This window comes from Silvibacterium bohemicum, assembly GCF_001006305.1.
GTDB classification, from domain to species: Bacteria; Acidobacteriota; Terriglobia; order Terriglobales; family Acidobacteriaceae; genus Silvibacterium; species Silvibacterium bohemicum.
Window position 1 is genome coordinate 238,180 of the sequence record NZ_LBHJ01000008.1, and the last position, 15,668, is coordinate 253,847.

The following is a 15,668-nucleotide window of genomic DNA, read 5'->3' on the forward strand; positions in this document are numbered from 1 at the left end:
CTTCATCTCTGCTCTAGTATAAGTCTGCTTCAAAAGTGCCGCACTTTTCCATCCGTCAATAGCCTATAGACGTAAAACTGGTGGGAATTGCTACGGAATCGGCGCAGCTTCGTGCGCTGTGGATTGGATGCGCGAGGGTAACAGCTCGGTGACACCAATCCCGGCGAAAATCAGCAGCGCACCCGCTCCTGAGCGCAAACCCAGCCGCTCACCGAGAAACAGGAACGAAGTGATCCATGCAAAGACCGGCTCCAGGGTCAGCAGCAGAGCCGTATGTGTCGCGGGAAGAAACTGCTGCGCCCAGCTTTGAATGGTGAACGCCGCAGCCGTCGCCAACACCGATGCGATCGTCAGCGCCACCACCACCCGTACACTCCAGTGCAGAAAAGGCCGCTCGAAAACCGGCAGGCTGATAGCCATGAAGAGTGTAGCGAAGCCCACCTGCAGCACCGCCAGCTGCTCGAACGGCACGCGCGGAGAAAAGTGAGCCAGAGCCAGCATGTGGAAGGCAAATCCCAGCGCGCAGCCCAGCGTCAGCAGATCGCCCACGTTCATGCTGCGGAAGTCGAAGCCGGAGTGCGCCGCCCCAGAGCCTGCAGGCGTAGTGAGCAGCACGATGCCCCCAAAGGCCAGCAGCGCGCCGAGATAGGCATTCCAAGCCGGAGCGTGGCTCGCAACCGGCCGCAGCCGGGGAATCACCAGCAACAGGGGCACGATCACCACCACCATTCCGGTGATGAAGGCCGACTTCGAAGGCGTAGTCAGCCGCAGCCCTGCCGTCTGGAACTGATATCCCATCGCCAGAAAGAATCCGGTCAGACATCCAAAGAAAATCGTCCGGCCATCCATCCGGCCGATGTGCCGCCGATAGACCAACCCCAGGCACAACGTTGCCAAACCCATGCGCAGCAGGTTGAAGAGCAGGGGAGAGATGTCGGCCAGCGCGTCCTTGACCAGCACAAACGTCGAGCCCCAGACGATCACCACGCCAAGCAAAAGAAGATGGGCTTTCAGAGACCGCGACATAAACCAAGCCTACCAGCGGGGGACTGGCCGTCCAGGCGTATGCGCTTTCGCGCCACCCCGCTGGCGCGATGCTCTTTCTGGCACGACAGCTTGCCCGTCCACACTATGATCCGTTACGACTTAACGCTCCACGTCTACCGTTCATCGAAACAAAGGTCATTCATTGAAACGGATGTCATTCCGGCGACGAAGGAAGGAAGAATCCCGGCAATGTTGCCTAGCCAACTGAGCTGAGATTCTTCGCTCCGCTCAGCAATGACGTGACGGGTTCAGTCCCCTTCGCCGCATCGACCCGATTTTCACAGCCGCTCCCCGGTCATTCAGTAGAGAATGCTTATGCATGAGTTTCCCCACCGACGTACCGGCAGCTGACGAAGAAATCCAGCCGCCCGCACCGAAACGCCGCGCCGCCGTCACCTTCATCTTCGTAACCATTGCCCTGGACATGCTGGCCATGGGCATGATCGCGCCCGTCCTGCCACGCCTCATCACCGAATTCGCCGGCGGCAGCGAGGCCCACGGCGCGGAGATCTTCGGCCTCTTCGGAACCGTCTGGGCGGTCATGCAGTTCTTCTTTTCGCCGCTGCTCGGCTCGCTCTCCGACCGCTTCGGACGCCGGCCCGTGATCCTGCTTTCGAATTTGGGCCTCGGCCTCGACTACGTGGTCATGGCGCTGTCGCCGAACCTCGCCTGGCTCTTCGCCGGACGCCTGATCTCCGGCATCACTTCGTCGAGCATCCCCACCGCCATGGCCTACATCGCCGATGTGACCCCGCCCAAGAAGCGCGCCGAGGCCTTCGGCATGGTCTCCGCTGCCTTCGGATTGGGCTTCGTGCTGGGACCGGCGCTGGGCGGCATCCTCGGCAACTACAGCGCGCGCCTGCCCTTCTGGGTAGCCGGCGGCATGAGCCTGCTCAATGCTACGTACGGCTTCTTCGTCCTGCCCGAATCGCTGGGGAAAGAGCATCGCGGACGCTTTTCCTGGAAGCGCGCCAATCCCGTCGGATCGCTGACCCTGCTGCGCCGCCATCGCGAGCTGCTCGGGCTGGCCTCCGTGCTCTTTCTCAGCTACCTCACCCAGCAGTCGCTGATGAACACCTGGGTGCTGTATCTCGATTACCGCTTCAGCTGGACCAATCGCGCGGTCGGGCTGTCGTTGGCGCTGGTCGGAATCTGCTCGGCAACGGTCGGCGGGTTTCTGGTGCGCCCGGCGATCAAGCGGCTGGGCGACCGTAACACGCTGCTGGCCGGCATCGGCATCGGCTGGATTGGCTTCGCCATCTTTGGATTGGCGCCCACCGGCCTCATCTTCCTCTCCGGCATTCCAATCATGGCGCTGTGGGGACTTTGCGGACCGCCGGCGCAGGGCCTGATGACCCGCCATGTAGAGGCCAACGAGCAGGGACAGCTGCAGGGAGCGGTGCAGTGCATCCGCGGACTGACCGCGCTCATCGGACCGAGCATGTTCACCTTCGTCTTCGCCGCAGCGATACGGCCGACCAACCGCATCCACCTGCCCGGAGCCCCATTCCTGCTGGCTGCGGCGATCCTGTTGTCGGCATTGCCGCTGGCCCTGGTGGTGACCAAGCGCGAAGCTGCGGCGTAACACACAGTCTCGGCCATTGACGACAACGGCGTCATTCTGAGCTCAGCGAAGAATCTCAGCTCCGTTGACGGCGCAACATCGTTAAGATTCTTCCTCCTTTTGGTTGTCAGGATGACGGAAGTCGGTGCCTATCAACGTCCGTGAGTTTCGCCCTTATACACCGTCTTCCCACCCACAACCGTCCGCAGCACCTGCGTCTTCAAAATCTCCGCTGGAACAACCGCCGTCGGGTCGCGATCCAGGACTACGAAATCGGCCGCGTAGCCTGGCGCCAGCTTGCCCTTCCACGGTTCTGTGAATTCGGCATAGGCCGAGCCTTGGGTGTAGGCGTAGAGCGCCTGCCATATGGTGATCTTCTGCTCGGGATGGTAGGTCATCGTTCCTGTCTCGTTCCTGCGTGTGACCGCCGCATAGACGCCGCGAAAGGGCGTGACCGGCTCCACGGGATAATCGGTCCCGAAGGCCAGCGGAACGCCCGCGTCGAGAAAGCTCTTCCACGCATACGATCCCTTGGCCCGCTCCGGCCCCAGCCGCTGCTCCGCCCAGTTCATATCGGTCAGCAGGTGATTGGGCTGCATCGATGCAATCACGCCGAGCTGCTTGTAGCGTGCGAAGTCTCCCGCATCCACCACCTGCGAGTGCTCGATGCGATAACGGGGATCGCGAAACCCGATGCGCATGGCGCGCCGCACATTGTTATGGAACGGCCGATGCGACTGCGGATAGGGAGGAGAGATCTGCGGCGTCAGCTGCGGCTTGGTGGCCGCTTCAGCAGCCGCGAAGGCGTCCAGAGCCATGCTCACCGCGCGGTCGCCGATGGCGTGAAAGCCCATCTGGAAGCCGGCCTTCGCCCGTTCGATGGCCATCGGATTCAGCGTCTCCTGCTGATAGCGCGGGATACCGGAGTTGCCCGGATCGTCGGCGTAGGCTCCATTCAGCGCAGCCGTGCGCGATCCCAGCGAGCCATCCATGAAGCCCTTCAGCATGGTGGTGTGCAGCATGCGATCGTTCGCATCGTGATAACTGCGGTGTGTCTGCAGCAGCTCAATTGGAGCATCGAAGGGCAGCCACTCGCTCACCCGCACCGGGAGCGCTCCCTCACGCTCCAACTGCTCATAGACCAGAAAATCATCCCACTCCGAATTGTCCTGTACTGAGGTGATGCCGTGCGCCGCCGCATCCTGCAATGCCAGCAAGTCACCCTTACGGCGTAGCTCCGAAGTTGGCGGCGGAATATGTTTCTCGATCAGTGCCTGCGCGGTCTCGCGAATGATCCCCGTCGGATGACCCTCCGCGTCGCGGTCGATCTTGCCGCCCTGCGGATCGGGCGTGTCGCGCGTGATCTGCGCAGCAGTCAACGCCGCCGTGTTCGCGATGGCAATATGCCCGTCGACCCGCACCAGGAACGCCGGATGACCGCCCGTGACCGCATCGAGATCGGCTTTCGCCGGCAGTTTTTTCGACTCCCACAGCGTGTGATCCCATCCACCGCCGGTCAGCCACGCGGAAGGTGCAGCGGCTTCTGCTGCCTTGCGAATACGCGACTGCATCTCGACCAGCGACTGGCTGCCGGTGAGATCGACCGAGAGCTTGATCCGCCCGGCATCGCCCAGATGTACATGGGCATCGTTGAAGCCCGGCATCACGAACGCGCCATGCAGGTCGATGAGCTGCGTATTCGCGCCGCGATACGCCGCCTTCACGGCATCATCGTTTCCCACGCCGATGACGTTGCCCCCGGCCACGGCAAAGGCCTGCACCCGCTCCGCGCTGGGACCATCCATGCCGTTCCCGGTAAGTACATTGCCATGAAAGTAGATCGCATCGGCAATGGGATGCGTCTGCGCAGCGGCCATGGTCGCAAGCAGGGAAGCGAATAAGAAGAAGGACCAACGTGCGTTCACGCGAGCAGTCTATCAACCGGCAGGCGAGGATGGCTGGCTTTCTGCTCAGCCCGTAGCCATGGCCAGCAGCAGAAGCAGCACGCGGCGCAGCCCCAGCTCGCGTCCCTTCGCGTCGTACCACTCGCCGCGGGTGTGGATGCCTCCGCCTTCGCCGCCCGCGCCCAGGCTCACCGCGCTCACCCCGCGCGAAAGCGGGATATTCGCGTCGGTCGACGCCACGCGCAGCTCGGTGCGAATGCTCAAGTGCCGGTCGACGGCACGCAGCACATCGAGCAGCGGCGCATCGGGCGCCAACCGACCCGCGGGACGCGATCCTATCTTCTCGATGCTGAATTCGAGAGCATGCTTGCGCCGGCTGCTACTCGCAACGGTCTGGTTGACCGCGATCACCGCGTCCTCGATCGCGCGATGCAGCTCCACCTCCAGCCGGATCAGCTGCTCGGGGTCGGTCGACCGCAGATCGAAGCGTGCGGAAGCCTGTTCGGGGATGGCGTTGATCGCCGTGCCGCCGTCAATCGTTCCCACATTCAGCGTGGTCCGCGGCGAGCCTTCCAGATCGAGCTCCGCCAGCTTCGCAATCGCCTGGCTTAGCGTGACGATGGGATTCGGCCGTCCCGCATCCGTCCATGAATGGCCGCCCGGCCCGCGCAGCGTCACCAGATAGCGCTGGCTGCCCAGAGCATCGGTGACGGCCACCTCGTGCCCCGCGCCGTCCAGCACGATGTGCGCGCCGATCCGGTCTCTCCACTCCGCGTGATCGTAGATGTAGCGAATGCCGCGCAGGTCACCCTCGCCCTCTTCGCCGACATTGCCGGCAAAGACCACGTTGCAACCCGGCACAATGCCGGCCTGCTGAATCGCCGCCGCCAGGGCCAGAAGACAGACCACGCCGGCGCCGTTGTCGCAGGCTCCCGGCGCATAGAGCCGGGTGTCTTCCACCCGGGGTTCGATCGGCATGTCAGCAGGAAAGACGGTATCGATATGCGCGGAGAGAATCAGCCATTCTTCGCAGGGCTGCGGAGCCTTCAGCACGCCGATGGCGTTGCCCATCGCGTCCAGCGCGACATCCGACAGACCATGCTCGCGAAAGCGCTCGCACACCCACTCCGCCCGCGGACGCTCGCCAAAGGGAGGAGCCGCGACCGCCACCAACTCAGTCTGCCAGCGCAGGATCTGCCGCTCCTGCAGATGCAGCCACTGAAAGGCCTGATGGACACGCCGGTCCGCCGCCAGCTGCGCGATGCGTGCAAATGCCGAAACTGGAGCGGTCGAAGCCATGAAGTATCAGCCTAGCAGGACTCGCCGTCCGGGCAACTGCGCTTCGCGCCACCCCGCTTGCGCGATGATCCGGTGTGAATCGGCTTGCGTGGCCATATCGTTGCTCGGCTTTATCTTTAAATGGCTTGGCCTGTTTCCCGTCCGGGCATCCGCGCTTCGCGCGACAAGAGCTAATACTCCACGCTGTCCAAAAACAATCCTCGTGCCGGAGCCGTCGCTCCCGCCTCGGCCCGCGACCGCTTCTCCAGGATGACCGGAATATCCTCGGCAGCGAAATGCCCTCGCCCCACATCGAGGAAGGTGCCGACCAGATTGCGCACCATGTGGTGCAGGAATCCGCTGCCGCGTACGCGATAGACCAGCAGCTCGCCTTCGTCCGTTTCGCGCAGGGAGAGTTCCGAGGCAAAGATTCGCCGGACATTCCCTGGCCCATCAGTCTCCGGCCCGTCGTCGGAGTCATCACCCGAATCCGCGGCCTCCGCCTGCCGCGTCGTCAGATCGGGATCGGTGGCTGCAAACGAGGTGAAATCGTGTTCGCCCACCACCAGCGGAACGGCGGCCAGCATCCGTTCCACATGCAGCGGCCAGTTCAGTGCATAGACATACCGCGCCAGCCAGGGAGAGCAGATCTCTCCGCGAAAGATGCGGTATTCGTAGGTCTTGGCGGAGACACTATGCCGGGCGTGGAAATCCTCCGCCGCATGTTCCGCTCCCATCACCCGGATCGCGGGAGGCAGGGTACGGTTCAGCGCCCGATGCAGATTGGCCGGCGGGATGGGAGCATTCAGCCGGAACGACGCCACCTGCCCCAGCGCGTGAACCCCTGCATCCGTCCGGCCGCTGCCTTGCGGCAGCACGCGTTCCCCGGTCACGCGCTCGATGGCATCGGCGAGCGCGCCCTGCACCGTCGGCCGGTCGGGCTGCACCTGCCAGCCGTGAAAATCGGTGCCATCGTAAGCGAGAGTGAGCTTCCAGTTCATAGGCCAGTGGAGGGGTGAGGCAGTTTCCTTTTCGATACCGGGTCAGCCCGCATTTTCGCAGATTCCGAAGAACTTCTGGGTCTTTCTGGATGACAGAATCATCAGATGGCCTGCGATATACTCGGTCTTTCTTTCCGGCAGCCTTACTTTCTGCACGTTGTCGCGGTCTTCTACAGGACCCGGGAACGAAGCCGGAGCCATTCGCGTATAGAAAACTGGCCGGAGACCCCATTCCGAGCCGGATCGTCAGCTAGAGGTTCATCCCTAACGGCTGGCGCAGAACGAAATAGCAAGAGCCAGGCGCATGACTCGGGGAATACCCGCGCGCCAGTTTGAATTTGGAGAGGGTGAATGCAATTTTTCGCTAAGCGGCAAAAGGCTGTGTCCAGGAAGCCGGTTCCCAGCTTGTTTTTGAAACTGAAGGCAGGAGCAGCGGTCAGCTGCCTGTTGCTCGGCACCGCTCCCGGTTATGCCTCTACAGGATTTCAGGCGGCGCCGGCGCAGAACTCGCCCCAGCCGAACGCCACCGGACATGTCAGCGCCCCTGGATTGCCTCCGGAGCCGGCTCCGAATTACACCCAGCCTCTCTATATGCGCCCCGGCCTGCGCAATTTCGGCAAGGAGCGCGGCTACTTTCCCAACCCGTTAGCGCCTTATAAGCCGACCACGGCCCCGATGGGCAATTTCTCGAACTCCCCCAAGCTCGAAGACCTCATCAAGAACGGCAAGATCTATCTCAGCCTCAGCGACGCCGTCCTGCTGGCGCTTGAGAACAACTACGACATCGCCATCCAGCGCTACAACCTCGATATCGCGGACACCGATATCCTGCGCGCCCGCTCCGGAACCAGCGTGCTGCTCGGCGTGAGCAGCGGCCTTGTGACAGGGACGCTGGGCAGTACCGGTACAACAGTGACTGGCGGCGGCGGCCCCGGTGGCACCAGCGCGGGCGCAGGCGGCGCTGGCACCGGCGCAGGCGGCCAGGCCCTTAGCACCAACGGCGCCGGTCCGGTACCCGAACAGATGGATCCGGCGTTAACCGGCACGGTGCAGCTCGAGCGCCAGACCACGGCCGAGCTGAATCCCTTGTTCTCTGGCAGCAACAACCTTACCCAGAACACGAACACCTACAACTTTGCCTACAATCAGGGCTTCATCACCGGAACTCAGCTCCAGGTAACCTTCAACAACACCTACCAAACCTCGAACAGCGAATTCAATACTTACAGCCCGGCTTACCAGACCACCTTCAATGCCCAGCTCACCCAGCACCTGCTGCAGGGTTTCGGCCGGGGCGTCAATGGACGCTTTATCGTTCAAGCCAAGAATGACCGCCGCATCGCCGATTCCGCCTTTCGCCAGCAGCTGCTTTACACCGTTAATCAGATAGAGAACATTTACTGGGGGCTGGTCAGCGCGTATGAAGATCTGCAGGCCAAGAACCGCTCCCTCGAGCAATCGGCTCGCCTGCTCGACGACGACAAAAAGGCGTTGGAGATTGGCACCATGGCTCCGCTCGACGTAGTGAGCGCCAACAGCTCTGTCGAATCGGACAAGCAGGCCGTGATCACCTCGCAAAGCAATCTGGAATACCAGCAGCTAATCATGAAGCAGGCTATTTCGCGCAGCCTGGAAGATCCGGTGCTGGCCAATGCTCCGGTCATTCCTACCGATCGCATCAGCCTGATCGAGATGCCGGAAGAGCGCGAGTCCGCCGATGACCTGGTCCGCCAGGCGGAGGCCAACAGCCCCACCATCGAGCAGTCCATCATCACGCTGAAGAATGACGAGGTCACGCTGAAAGGCGCAAAGAACGGCCTGCTGCCCCAGGTCGATGTCTACGCATTCTACGGAGCGTCGGGTCTGGGCGGCACGCAGAGTCCTGGCTGCATCAACTTCGAGACCGGCGCGTCTTGCCCCGCGGGAACCTATCCTCCTGTCACCTACGGCAGCGCGTTCTCGAATCTGTTCAACAGCAGCAGCCCGAGCAAGGGCGCTGGATTGACCCTCAATGTCCCCATCCGCAATCGTTTTGCGCAATCTGTGCAGGCCCGGTCGGAGCTTGAATTCCGTCAGGCGCAGATGCGTCTGCAGCAGCTCTATGTGCAGACCCGGATGAACGTCATCAACGCGCAGTTCGCGCTCACCAACGATCGCGCTTCGGTGCAGTCTGCCAATGCAACGCGCGACTACGACCGGCAGAGCCTGGACGCGGAAGAGAAGAAGCTGCACCTGGGCGCTTCGACCACGGCGCTTGTGCTTCAGCAGCAGCGGGCTCTTGCGATTGCGGAAAACAGTGTGATCTCGGCGACCGCAAAGTACGCCATCGACCGCGCGGCTCTCGAACAGATCCTCGCCAGCACCCTCGACCGCTACGGAATCGCCATCGCCGACGCCGTCTCCGGCAAGGTAACCTCACCGCCCGTCATCCCGGGATTGGAGCCAGCCAAGCAGGAGCCCGAGGTCACCGTGCCGGGGCAACAGCAGACCCTGCAAAAACAGGAGCAGCAAGGGCCAACGCAAGCGCAGCCGATACCCCAGCAACCCCCGCCGCCGCCGCAAACACCGCAGCGTTAAGCTTGCATCCATCGCCGCTGCTGTGCACACGGCGGCGGCGATGGAGCCTAAGAAGCATGAAGGTCGATATTGATCGAACCATCGGGAAAGTCGGCGCGTAGCTCCAGCGTGCCGCCCAGCGCCTCCACGTACTCCCTGAGGGTGCTGAGATACATGTCGGTGCGGCTTTCCAGCTTGGACACCGAACCCTGATCGACCTGCAGGCGTTCCGCCATGGTTGTCTGCGTCAAGCTGCGAGCTTTGCGCAGCTTGCCCAGCGGCAGTGTCGCAAGCGTTTCCTTTAGCCGTTTATCCAGGCGCGCCTGGCTCTCCGGTGACATCTCTTTACGAATCTTTGTCCAGCTCTTCATCCCAGCGCCTCCAGGTGCTTCGCATAAATCTTCTCGGCCTGCGGTATGGCCTTCTCATACCATCGGCTGTCGCCGGTCTTATCGCCTTCCAGCAGCAGCAACGCCACTCGCCGGGGATCGAAGGCACAGAGCACTTGGTAGGGCCGACCCTCATGCTGCACCCGAAGTTCTTTCAGATTCGGGTACCGTGATCCTTTCAGTGTGTCCGCATAAGGTCGGGACAAGGCTGGCCCCAGCTCGGCAAGCAGGTCGAAGCCGTGACCGACACTTTCCTGCTCGGCCTGGGTGAGGGTGTTCCACCAGGCCTCGCATTCGTCGCTTAACTCGACGTCCCACGCCACGTCTTGAATATGGCATGAAATCCATATGGACGCAAGTTCATATTCGCTCAGAGTACATCAGCCGCTTACATAAACGGCCGTCACTTTGACGACCGACGAGAGGAAGAATTTCGAGGATTTTTTCAGCAGATTTATATTCAGTATATTCAGATCAAACGCGCTGAGATTCTTCCTCCCGATGGTTGTCAGAATGACGGGCTTGGTGAAGAGGAGTCGTGGGTGGGACGCGACGAAACAAGCGACGGTGTGGGCACGAGAGCAGTCATTCACAAAGGATTCATCGCGCAAGCGGGGTGGCGCCGAAGGCTCGGATGCCTGGACGGCCAGTCCCTGATAGAATCGATTGAATCCACACATTGGAGTAGCGATGCAAGCTATCCTTGCGCTCGAAGACGGGCGCATTTTCCGGGGTGAGGGCTACGGCGCCAAGGGCGAATGTTATGGCGAAGTCGTTTTCAATACATCACTGACCGGCTACCAGGAAATCTTCACTGACCCGTCTTATGCGGGGCAGATCGTCGTTCTTACCAATCCCCAAATCGGCAACTACGGCACCAATTCCGCCGACAACGAAGCCAACAAGCCCTTCATCGAAGGCCTCGTCACCCGCGAGTTCTCTCCTATCTCTTCCAACTGGCGCTCGCAGCAGGTGGCTGACGAGTATCTCGAGCGCTTCCAGGTTCCTGTCATTTCAGAAATCGACACGCGCGCGCTGGTGCGCCATCTGCGCACGCATGGAGTGATGCGCGGCGTGATCTCGTCGATCGAGACCGATCCCGAAGTGCTTATCGCGAAGGCCCGCTCCATCCGCAAGATGGATGGAACCGACCTGGCCAAGGTGGTCTCCACCAAAACGCGGTACGACTGGGAAGAGGACAGCGCCGACCCGCTCCATCGGGAAGAGACTCGAGTCATTGAACCGCGCCCCAATCTTCATGTGGTCGCCTACGACTACGGCATCAAGAAAAACATCCTGCGCATGTTGTCGCAGGAGGGCTGCCGCGTGACCGTCGTTCCCGCCGAAACATCGGCCGAAGATGTGCTCGGAATGAATCCCGATGGCGTCTTTCTCTCCAATGGACCCGGCGATCCCGAGCCGCTCGACTACGCGCAGCGCGACATTCGCAAGATGGCGGGAAAGGTGCCGGTCTTCGGTATCTGCCTCGGCCATCAACTCATCGGACTGGCGCTGGGCGGCAAGACCTACAAGCTCAAGTTCGGACATCACGGCGGCAACCATCCGGTGAAGCAGATCGACACCGGCAAGGTGGAGATCACCAGCCAGAACCACAACTACTCCGTCGATCCGGATTCGCTGAATCAGAACGAAGTCGACCTGACGCACATCAACCTCAACGACAACACGCTCGAAGGGCTGCGCCACCGCACCATGCCGCTGCTGAGCGTGCAGTACCACCCCGAAGCCAGCCCCGGCCCACACGACTCCAACTACCTCTTCAAGGACTTCCGCAAGATGATGGAGGAGTGGAAGAAGTGAGGAATCAGGCGTTGAGAAAGAGCAGTTTCAAGTGGCGGGCTTAACGTCCCGCCATTTTTATGACACATGCAGCACAGAAATTTTGAGAAGGCAGAAGAACTAAATGCCACGCAGGAATGACATCACCAAGATTCTCGTGATCGGCTCTGGGCCGATCGTTATCGGCCAGTCGGCCGAGTTCGACTACTCCGGCACGCAGGCCTGCAAGGCGCTCAAGACCGAGGGCTATGAGGTGGTGCTGGTGAATTCGAACCCGGCCACCATCATGACCGATCCTGAGCTCGCCGACCGCACCTACATCGAGCCGCTCACCCTCGAGTACGTCGAGGAGATCCTCCGCATTGAAGTCGACATGCTCAAGCGCGAGGGGCGCACCGGCAAGTTCGCTATCCTGCCCACTGTCGGCGGACAGACCGCGCTCAATCTCGCAGTCGACCTCTCCGATGCCGGCATCCTCGACAAGTACGGTGTCGAGCTGATCGGCGCCAAGCTCGAAGCCATCAAGAAGGCCGAAGACCGTCTGCTCTTCAAGGATGCGATGACCCGCATCGGCCTCGACATGCCGCGCTCGGCGCTGGTGAACAACCTGCGCGACGGCGTTGAGTTCGCTGCGAAGATCGGCTTTCCTGTCATCATCCGCCCGTCGTTCACGCTCGGCGGATCGGGTGGCGGCATTGCCTACAACCGCGAAGAGCTGATGGAAATCCTCTCGCGCGGCCTCGATCTTTCTCCGGTTCACGAGTGCCTCATCGAAGAGTCGGTGCTCGGCTGGAAAGAGTATGAGCTCGAGGTCATGCGCGACCTCGCCGACAACGTCATCATCATCTGCTCCATCGAAAACATGGACCCGATGGGCGTGCACACCGGCGACTCGATCACCGTCGCGCCCGCGCAAACGCTCACCGATCGCGAATACCAATCCATGCGCGATGCCGCCATCCGCGTCATCCGCGAGATCGGCGTCGAGACGGGCGGGTCCAATGTTCAATTTGCCGTCCATCCCAACACCGGCCGCATGACGGTGATCGAGATGAATCCGCGCGTCTCGCGCTCCTCGGCGCTGGCATCGAAGGCAACAGGTTTCCCGATCGCCAAGATCGCCGCCAAGCTCGCGGTTGGCTATACGCTCGATGAGATTCCGAACGACATCACAAAGATGACCCCGGCCTGCTTCGAACCGACCATCGATTATGTAGTCACCAAAATCCCCAAGTGGCAGTTTGAAAAATTTCCCGGGGCTGACGAAAACCTCAGTCCGCAGATGAAGTCCGTTGGCGAAGTCATGGCCATCGGCCGTACTTTCAAAGAATCTTTGATGAAGGCCCTGCGCTCGCTCGAAACCGGCAAGAAGATCGGCGCGGAAGTGCTGGAGCCGCGCCGCCTCACGCAGCGGCTGGTCACGCCGCAGCCTGAGCGCCTCACCTACATCCGCTATGCCTTTCGCCAGGGACTTTCGGTGCGCGAGGTCGCGCGTATGACGTCGATGGATCCCTGGTTCCTCTATCACATCAAGGAAGTCACCGACACTATCGCCAAGGTCGGCGAATCCGGGGCCGGGAATACGTCGCCGGAACTGTTACGAAAAGCGAAACGCATGGGCGTCTCCGATGAGCGCATCGCCGAAGTATGGGAGATGCCCAGCCACGAAGGCGTCGCCAAGGTTCGCGAGCTGCGCCAGCAGCACGGCATCAAGCCCGTCTTCAAGCTGGTCGACACCTGCGCCGCCGAGTTCGAGAGCAGCACGCCCTACCTCTACTCGACCTACGACGAAGAGGACGAGGCCGCGCCGACCACCAAGCGCAAGGTCATCATCCTGGGCAGCGGTCCCAACCGCATCGGGCAGGGAATCGAGTTCGATTACTGCTGCTGCCACGCCGCCTTCGCGCTCAAGGAAGACGACTACGAGACCATCATGGTCAACTGTAATCCGGAGACCGTCTCGACCGATTACGACACCAGTGACCGGTTGTACTTCGAGCCGCTCACGCTCGAAGATGTGCTCGCTGTCTACGAGCACGAAGCATCGAGCGGCGCTGAGATCGGCATGATTGTGCAGTTCGGCGGACAGACGCCGCTGAACCTAGCGCTGCGCCTCAAGGCAGCGGGCGTGCCTATCCTCGGCACGTCGCCCGAATCCATCGATCTCGCCGAAGACCGCAAGCGCTTCGGCAAGCTCCTCGAAGATCTCGACATTCCCCAGCCGCCGGGAGTCATGGCCACCAGCGTCGACCAGGCGCTCGCCGGCGCGGAAAAGATCGGCTATCCGGTGCTCGTTCGTCCCTCTTATGTGCTCGGCGGACGCGCCATGGTTATCGCCTACGATGCCGACGCCGTCTCCCGCTACATGAAAGAGGCTGTCGAGTTCTCGCAGGACCGCCCCATCCTCGTCGATCACTTCCTCGAAGACGCCGTTGAAGTCGATGTCGACGCTCTCTGCGATAAGACCGACGTGGTCATCGCCGGCATCATGCAGCATATCGAAGAGGCCGGCATTCACTCTGGCGATTCCTCCTGCGTGCTGCCCGCCGTCGATCTCGCGCCGTCTACGCTCGATACCATCCGCATCTACACCCGCAAGCTGGCGCTCGCGCTCAACGTCGTCGGACTGGTCAATCTGCAGTTCGCCATCCAGCGCAAGCCCGGCCAGGCGGACCAGGTCTACGTCATCGAAGTGAATCCGCGCGCCTCGCGCACCGTGCCGTATGTCTCGAAGGCCACGGGTGTACCGCTCGCGAAGATCGCCTCGCGCCTCATGACTGGCCGCACCCTGCGCGAACTGCTGCCCGAGCAGGTCACATCGGGCAAAGACCTCGAAACCGGCACGCACTATTTCGTCAAATCGCCGGTCTTTCCCTGGAACAAATTCACCGGCATCGACACCGTGCTCGGACCGGAGATGAAGTCCACCGGCGAAGTGATGGGCGTAGCCGATAACTTCGGCGAAGCCTTCGCCAAGGCCCAGCTCTCCGCAGGCCTGCGCCTGCCGCTCAAGGGAACGGTCTTCTTCAGCGTCAACGATCGCGACAAGATGCAGCTGGTCGAGCTCGCGAGACAATACATCGAGCTGGGATTCAACATTGTCGCTACGGAAGGTACGGCCAACACCCTGCAGCGCGCGGGGATGATCGTCGAGCGTGTCTACAAGGTGAAGGAGGGAAGGCCGAACGTCGTCGATCTCATCAAGGGCGAGCGCATCAACCTCATCATCAATACGCCGCACGGCCAGGACACCTTCTTCGACGAGAAGGCCATTCGCCGCGCCGCGGTGCTGCAGCGCATTCCTACCATCACCACCATGGCCGCTGCGCGCGCCGCTGCCGAAGGCATCGAGGCACTGCAGGAGCACGAGACGAACGTCTACCCGCTCCAGCATCTCCACGCCGCCCGAGTGGCCGCGAAGTAAGGCGAGCGGTCAAGGAAACCGGGTGCCCCATCCTTTCGCGCACCATGCGAAAGGGTGGGAGACCACATCGGTCACTCCCTCTCAAAGCACAAACGGAATCAGCGCATGCACGCGCTGTCGGTAATCGACATACTGCGCTCCAAACTGATGCAGCATGAACTGCTCCTCGGTCTGAGACTTCAGCCAGAAGCCGAGCCCGATAACAAAAACACCCACGAAGGCTCGTGTGATACCGATGATCATTGCGGTGCCCAGCAGAGCGATCAACAGCCCGGTATAGATCGGATGCCGCACAATCCGGTAAGGCCCGCGCAGCACCAATTGATGGTCTTGCTTGATGGTCACTGCCGAGCTCCAGTTCCTGCCCAGAACCACGCGCGCCCATACGCAGAACAGCAGTCCGGCCAGAGTCAACGTGCCGCCGCTCAGCACTATCGGCGCGTTCTCCGGCATTAGCTGTACCGCCAGCCACCCGCTCGTAATCCAATGGTGGAGGTTGAACATCAGCGCCACTCCGAGAAGGACAAGGGCCGACTGCAGGAGCCGGGAGCCGCCGCTCTGCACCTGCACCGATCGCTTGGACGCCAATCCTGCCAAGAACCAGAGGACAAGAAATGCAACCCACAGCCAGGTCACTGCGATATCGACGACGGCAATCATAGCGCCTCCTTACCTGCTCATACGAAGGCAGGCTGCAGGAGGTTC

The 15,668-nt window shown here is 61.5% G+C and carries 11 protein-coding genes; 4 read left to right on the forward strand and 7 right to left on the reverse strand.

Features of this window, described 5'->3' with window-relative positions; translation table 11 throughout:
• Positions 1 to 90 precede the first annotated feature (90 nt).
• Positions 91 to 1,026 carry a DMT family transporter gene (locus XX99_RS16205; protein WP_050060441.1) on the reverse strand — a complete coding sequence of 312 codons (936 nt, stop codon included), beginning with the start codon at positions 1,024 to 1,026 and terminating at the stop codon, positions 91 to 93.
• 340 nt (positions 1,027 to 1,366) lie between these two features.
• On the opposite strand from XX99_RS16205, the gene XX99_RS16210 reads away from it, so the two are divergent.
• A complete protein-coding gene (locus tag XX99_RS16210; RefSeq protein ID WP_050060442.1) occupies positions 1,367 to 2,632 on the forward strand; it encodes a TCR/Tet family MFS transporter in 1,266 nt (421 codons plus the stop codon).
• 131 nt (positions 2,633 to 2,763) lie between these two features.
• Here XX99_RS16210 and XX99_RS16215 read toward each other — a convergent pair whose 3' ends face one another.
• The 3 genes from XX99_RS16215 to XX99_RS16225 form a co-directional block, all read right to left on the reverse strand.
• Entirely contained in the window at positions 2,764 to 4,536 is a 1,773-nt protein-coding gene (locus tag XX99_RS16215; protein WP_231581429.1) for an amidohydrolase, read from the reverse strand.
• 45 nt (positions 4,537 to 4,581) lie between these two features.
• Positions 4,582 to 5,814 carry a M20/M25/M40 family metallo-hydrolase gene (locus XX99_RS16220; RefSeq protein WP_050060443.1) on the reverse strand — a complete coding sequence of 411 codons (1,233 nt, stop codon included), beginning with the start codon at positions 5,812 to 5,814 and terminating at the stop codon, positions 4,582 to 4,584.
• Between the two features lie 170 nt (positions 5,815 to 5,984).
• Positions 5,985 to 6,794: a tRNA pseudouridine synthase A gene (locus tag XX99_RS16225; protein WP_050060444.1), complete on the reverse strand. Its 810-nt coding sequence runs from the start codon at positions 6,792 to 6,794 to the stop codon at positions 5,985 to 5,987.
• A 351-nt stretch (positions 6,795 to 7,145) separates the two neighbouring features.
• Between XX99_RS16225 and XX99_RS16230 the strand changes: the two genes are divergently transcribed.
• Positions 7,146 to 9,371 carry a TolC family protein gene (locus XX99_RS16230; protein WP_082125637.1) on the forward strand — a complete coding sequence of 742 codons (2,226 nt, stop codon included), beginning with the start codon at positions 7,146 to 7,148 and terminating at the stop codon, positions 9,369 to 9,371.
• A gap of 47 nt (positions 9,372 to 9,418) precedes the next feature.
• On the opposite strand, the gene XX99_RS16235 is transcribed toward XX99_RS16230, so the two are convergent.
• Both XX99_RS16235 and XX99_RS16240 read right to left on the reverse strand, forming a co-directional pair.
• On the reverse strand, positions 9,419 to 9,721 hold the full coding sequence (locus XX99_RS16235) for an XRE family transcriptional regulator (RefSeq protein ID WP_050060445.1): 303 nt from the start codon (positions 9,719 to 9,721) through the stop codon (positions 9,419 to 9,421).
• Positions 9,718 to 10,062, reverse strand: a complete 345-nt coding sequence (locus XX99_RS16240) for a type II toxin-antitoxin system RelE/ParE family toxin (RefSeq protein ID WP_050060446.1) — start codon at positions 10,060 to 10,062, stop codon at positions 9,718 to 9,720. The genes XX99_RS16235 and XX99_RS16240 overlap by 4 nt, the downstream gene beginning before the upstream one ends.
• 367 nt (positions 10,063 to 10,429) lie before the next feature.
• On the opposite strand from XX99_RS16240, the gene carA reads away from it, so the two are divergent.
• On the forward strand, positions 10,430 to 11,560 hold the full coding sequence (carA, locus tag XX99_RS16250) for a glutamine-hydrolyzing carbamoyl-phosphate synthase small subunit (protein WP_050060448.1): 1,131 nt from the start codon (positions 10,430 to 10,432) through the stop codon (positions 11,558 to 11,560).
• 103 nt (positions 11,561 to 11,663) lie between these two features.
• On the forward strand, positions 11,664 to 14,963 hold the full coding sequence (gene carB / locus XX99_RS16255; RefSeq protein WP_050060449.1) for a carbamoyl-phosphate synthase large subunit: 3,300 nt from the start codon (positions 11,664 to 11,666) through the stop codon (positions 14,961 to 14,963).
• Positions 14,964 to 15,044: 81 nt separating this feature from the next.
• Here carB and XX99_RS16260 read toward each other — a convergent pair whose 3' ends face one another.
• Positions 15,045 to 15,623 carry a methyltransferase family protein gene (locus XX99_RS16260; RefSeq protein WP_050060450.1) on the reverse strand — a complete coding sequence of 193 codons (579 nt, stop codon included), beginning with the start codon at positions 15,621 to 15,623 and terminating at the stop codon, positions 15,045 to 15,047.
• Between the last annotated feature and the right edge of the window lie 45 nt (positions 15,624 to 15,668).

What these genes read in the sequence shown, in the direction of transcription:
- XX99_RS16235 (WP_050060445.1), bottom strand. Translation starts at nt 9,721, where the DNA reads ATGAAGAGCTGGACAAAGATTCGTAAAGAGATGTCACCGGAGAGCCAG.
- XX99_RS16205 (WP_050060441.1), bottom strand. Translation starts at nt 1,026, where the DNA reads ATGTCGCGGTCTCTGAAAGCCCATCTTCTTTTGCTTGGCGTGGTGATC.
- XX99_RS16230 (WP_082125637.1), top strand. Translation starts at nt 7,146, where the DNA reads ATGCAATTTTTCGCTAAGCGGCAAAAGGCTGTGTCCAGGAAGCCGGTT.
- XX99_RS16220 (WP_050060443.1), bottom strand. Translation starts at nt 5,814, where the DNA reads ATGGCTTCGACCGCTCCAGTTTCGGCATTTGCACGCATCGCGCAGCTG.
- XX99_RS16260 (WP_050060450.1), bottom strand. Translation starts at nt 15,623, where the DNA reads ATGATTGCCGTCGTCGATATCGCAGTGACCTGGCTGTGGGTTGCATTT.
- XX99_RS16225 (WP_050060444.1), bottom strand. Translation starts at nt 6,794, where the DNA reads ATGAACTGGAAGCTCACTCTCGCTTACGATGGCACCGATTTTCACGGC.
- carB (WP_050060449.1), top strand. Translation starts at nt 11,664, where the DNA reads ATGCCACGCAGGAATGACATCACCAAGATTCTCGTGATCGGCTCTGGG.
- carA (WP_050060448.1), top strand. Translation starts at nt 10,430, where the DNA reads ATGCAAGCTATCCTTGCGCTCGAAGACGGGCGCATTTTCCGGGGTGAG.
- XX99_RS16210 (WP_050060442.1), top strand. Translation starts at nt 1,367, where the DNA reads ATGAGTTTCCCCACCGACGTACCGGCAGCTGACGAAGAAATCCAGCCG.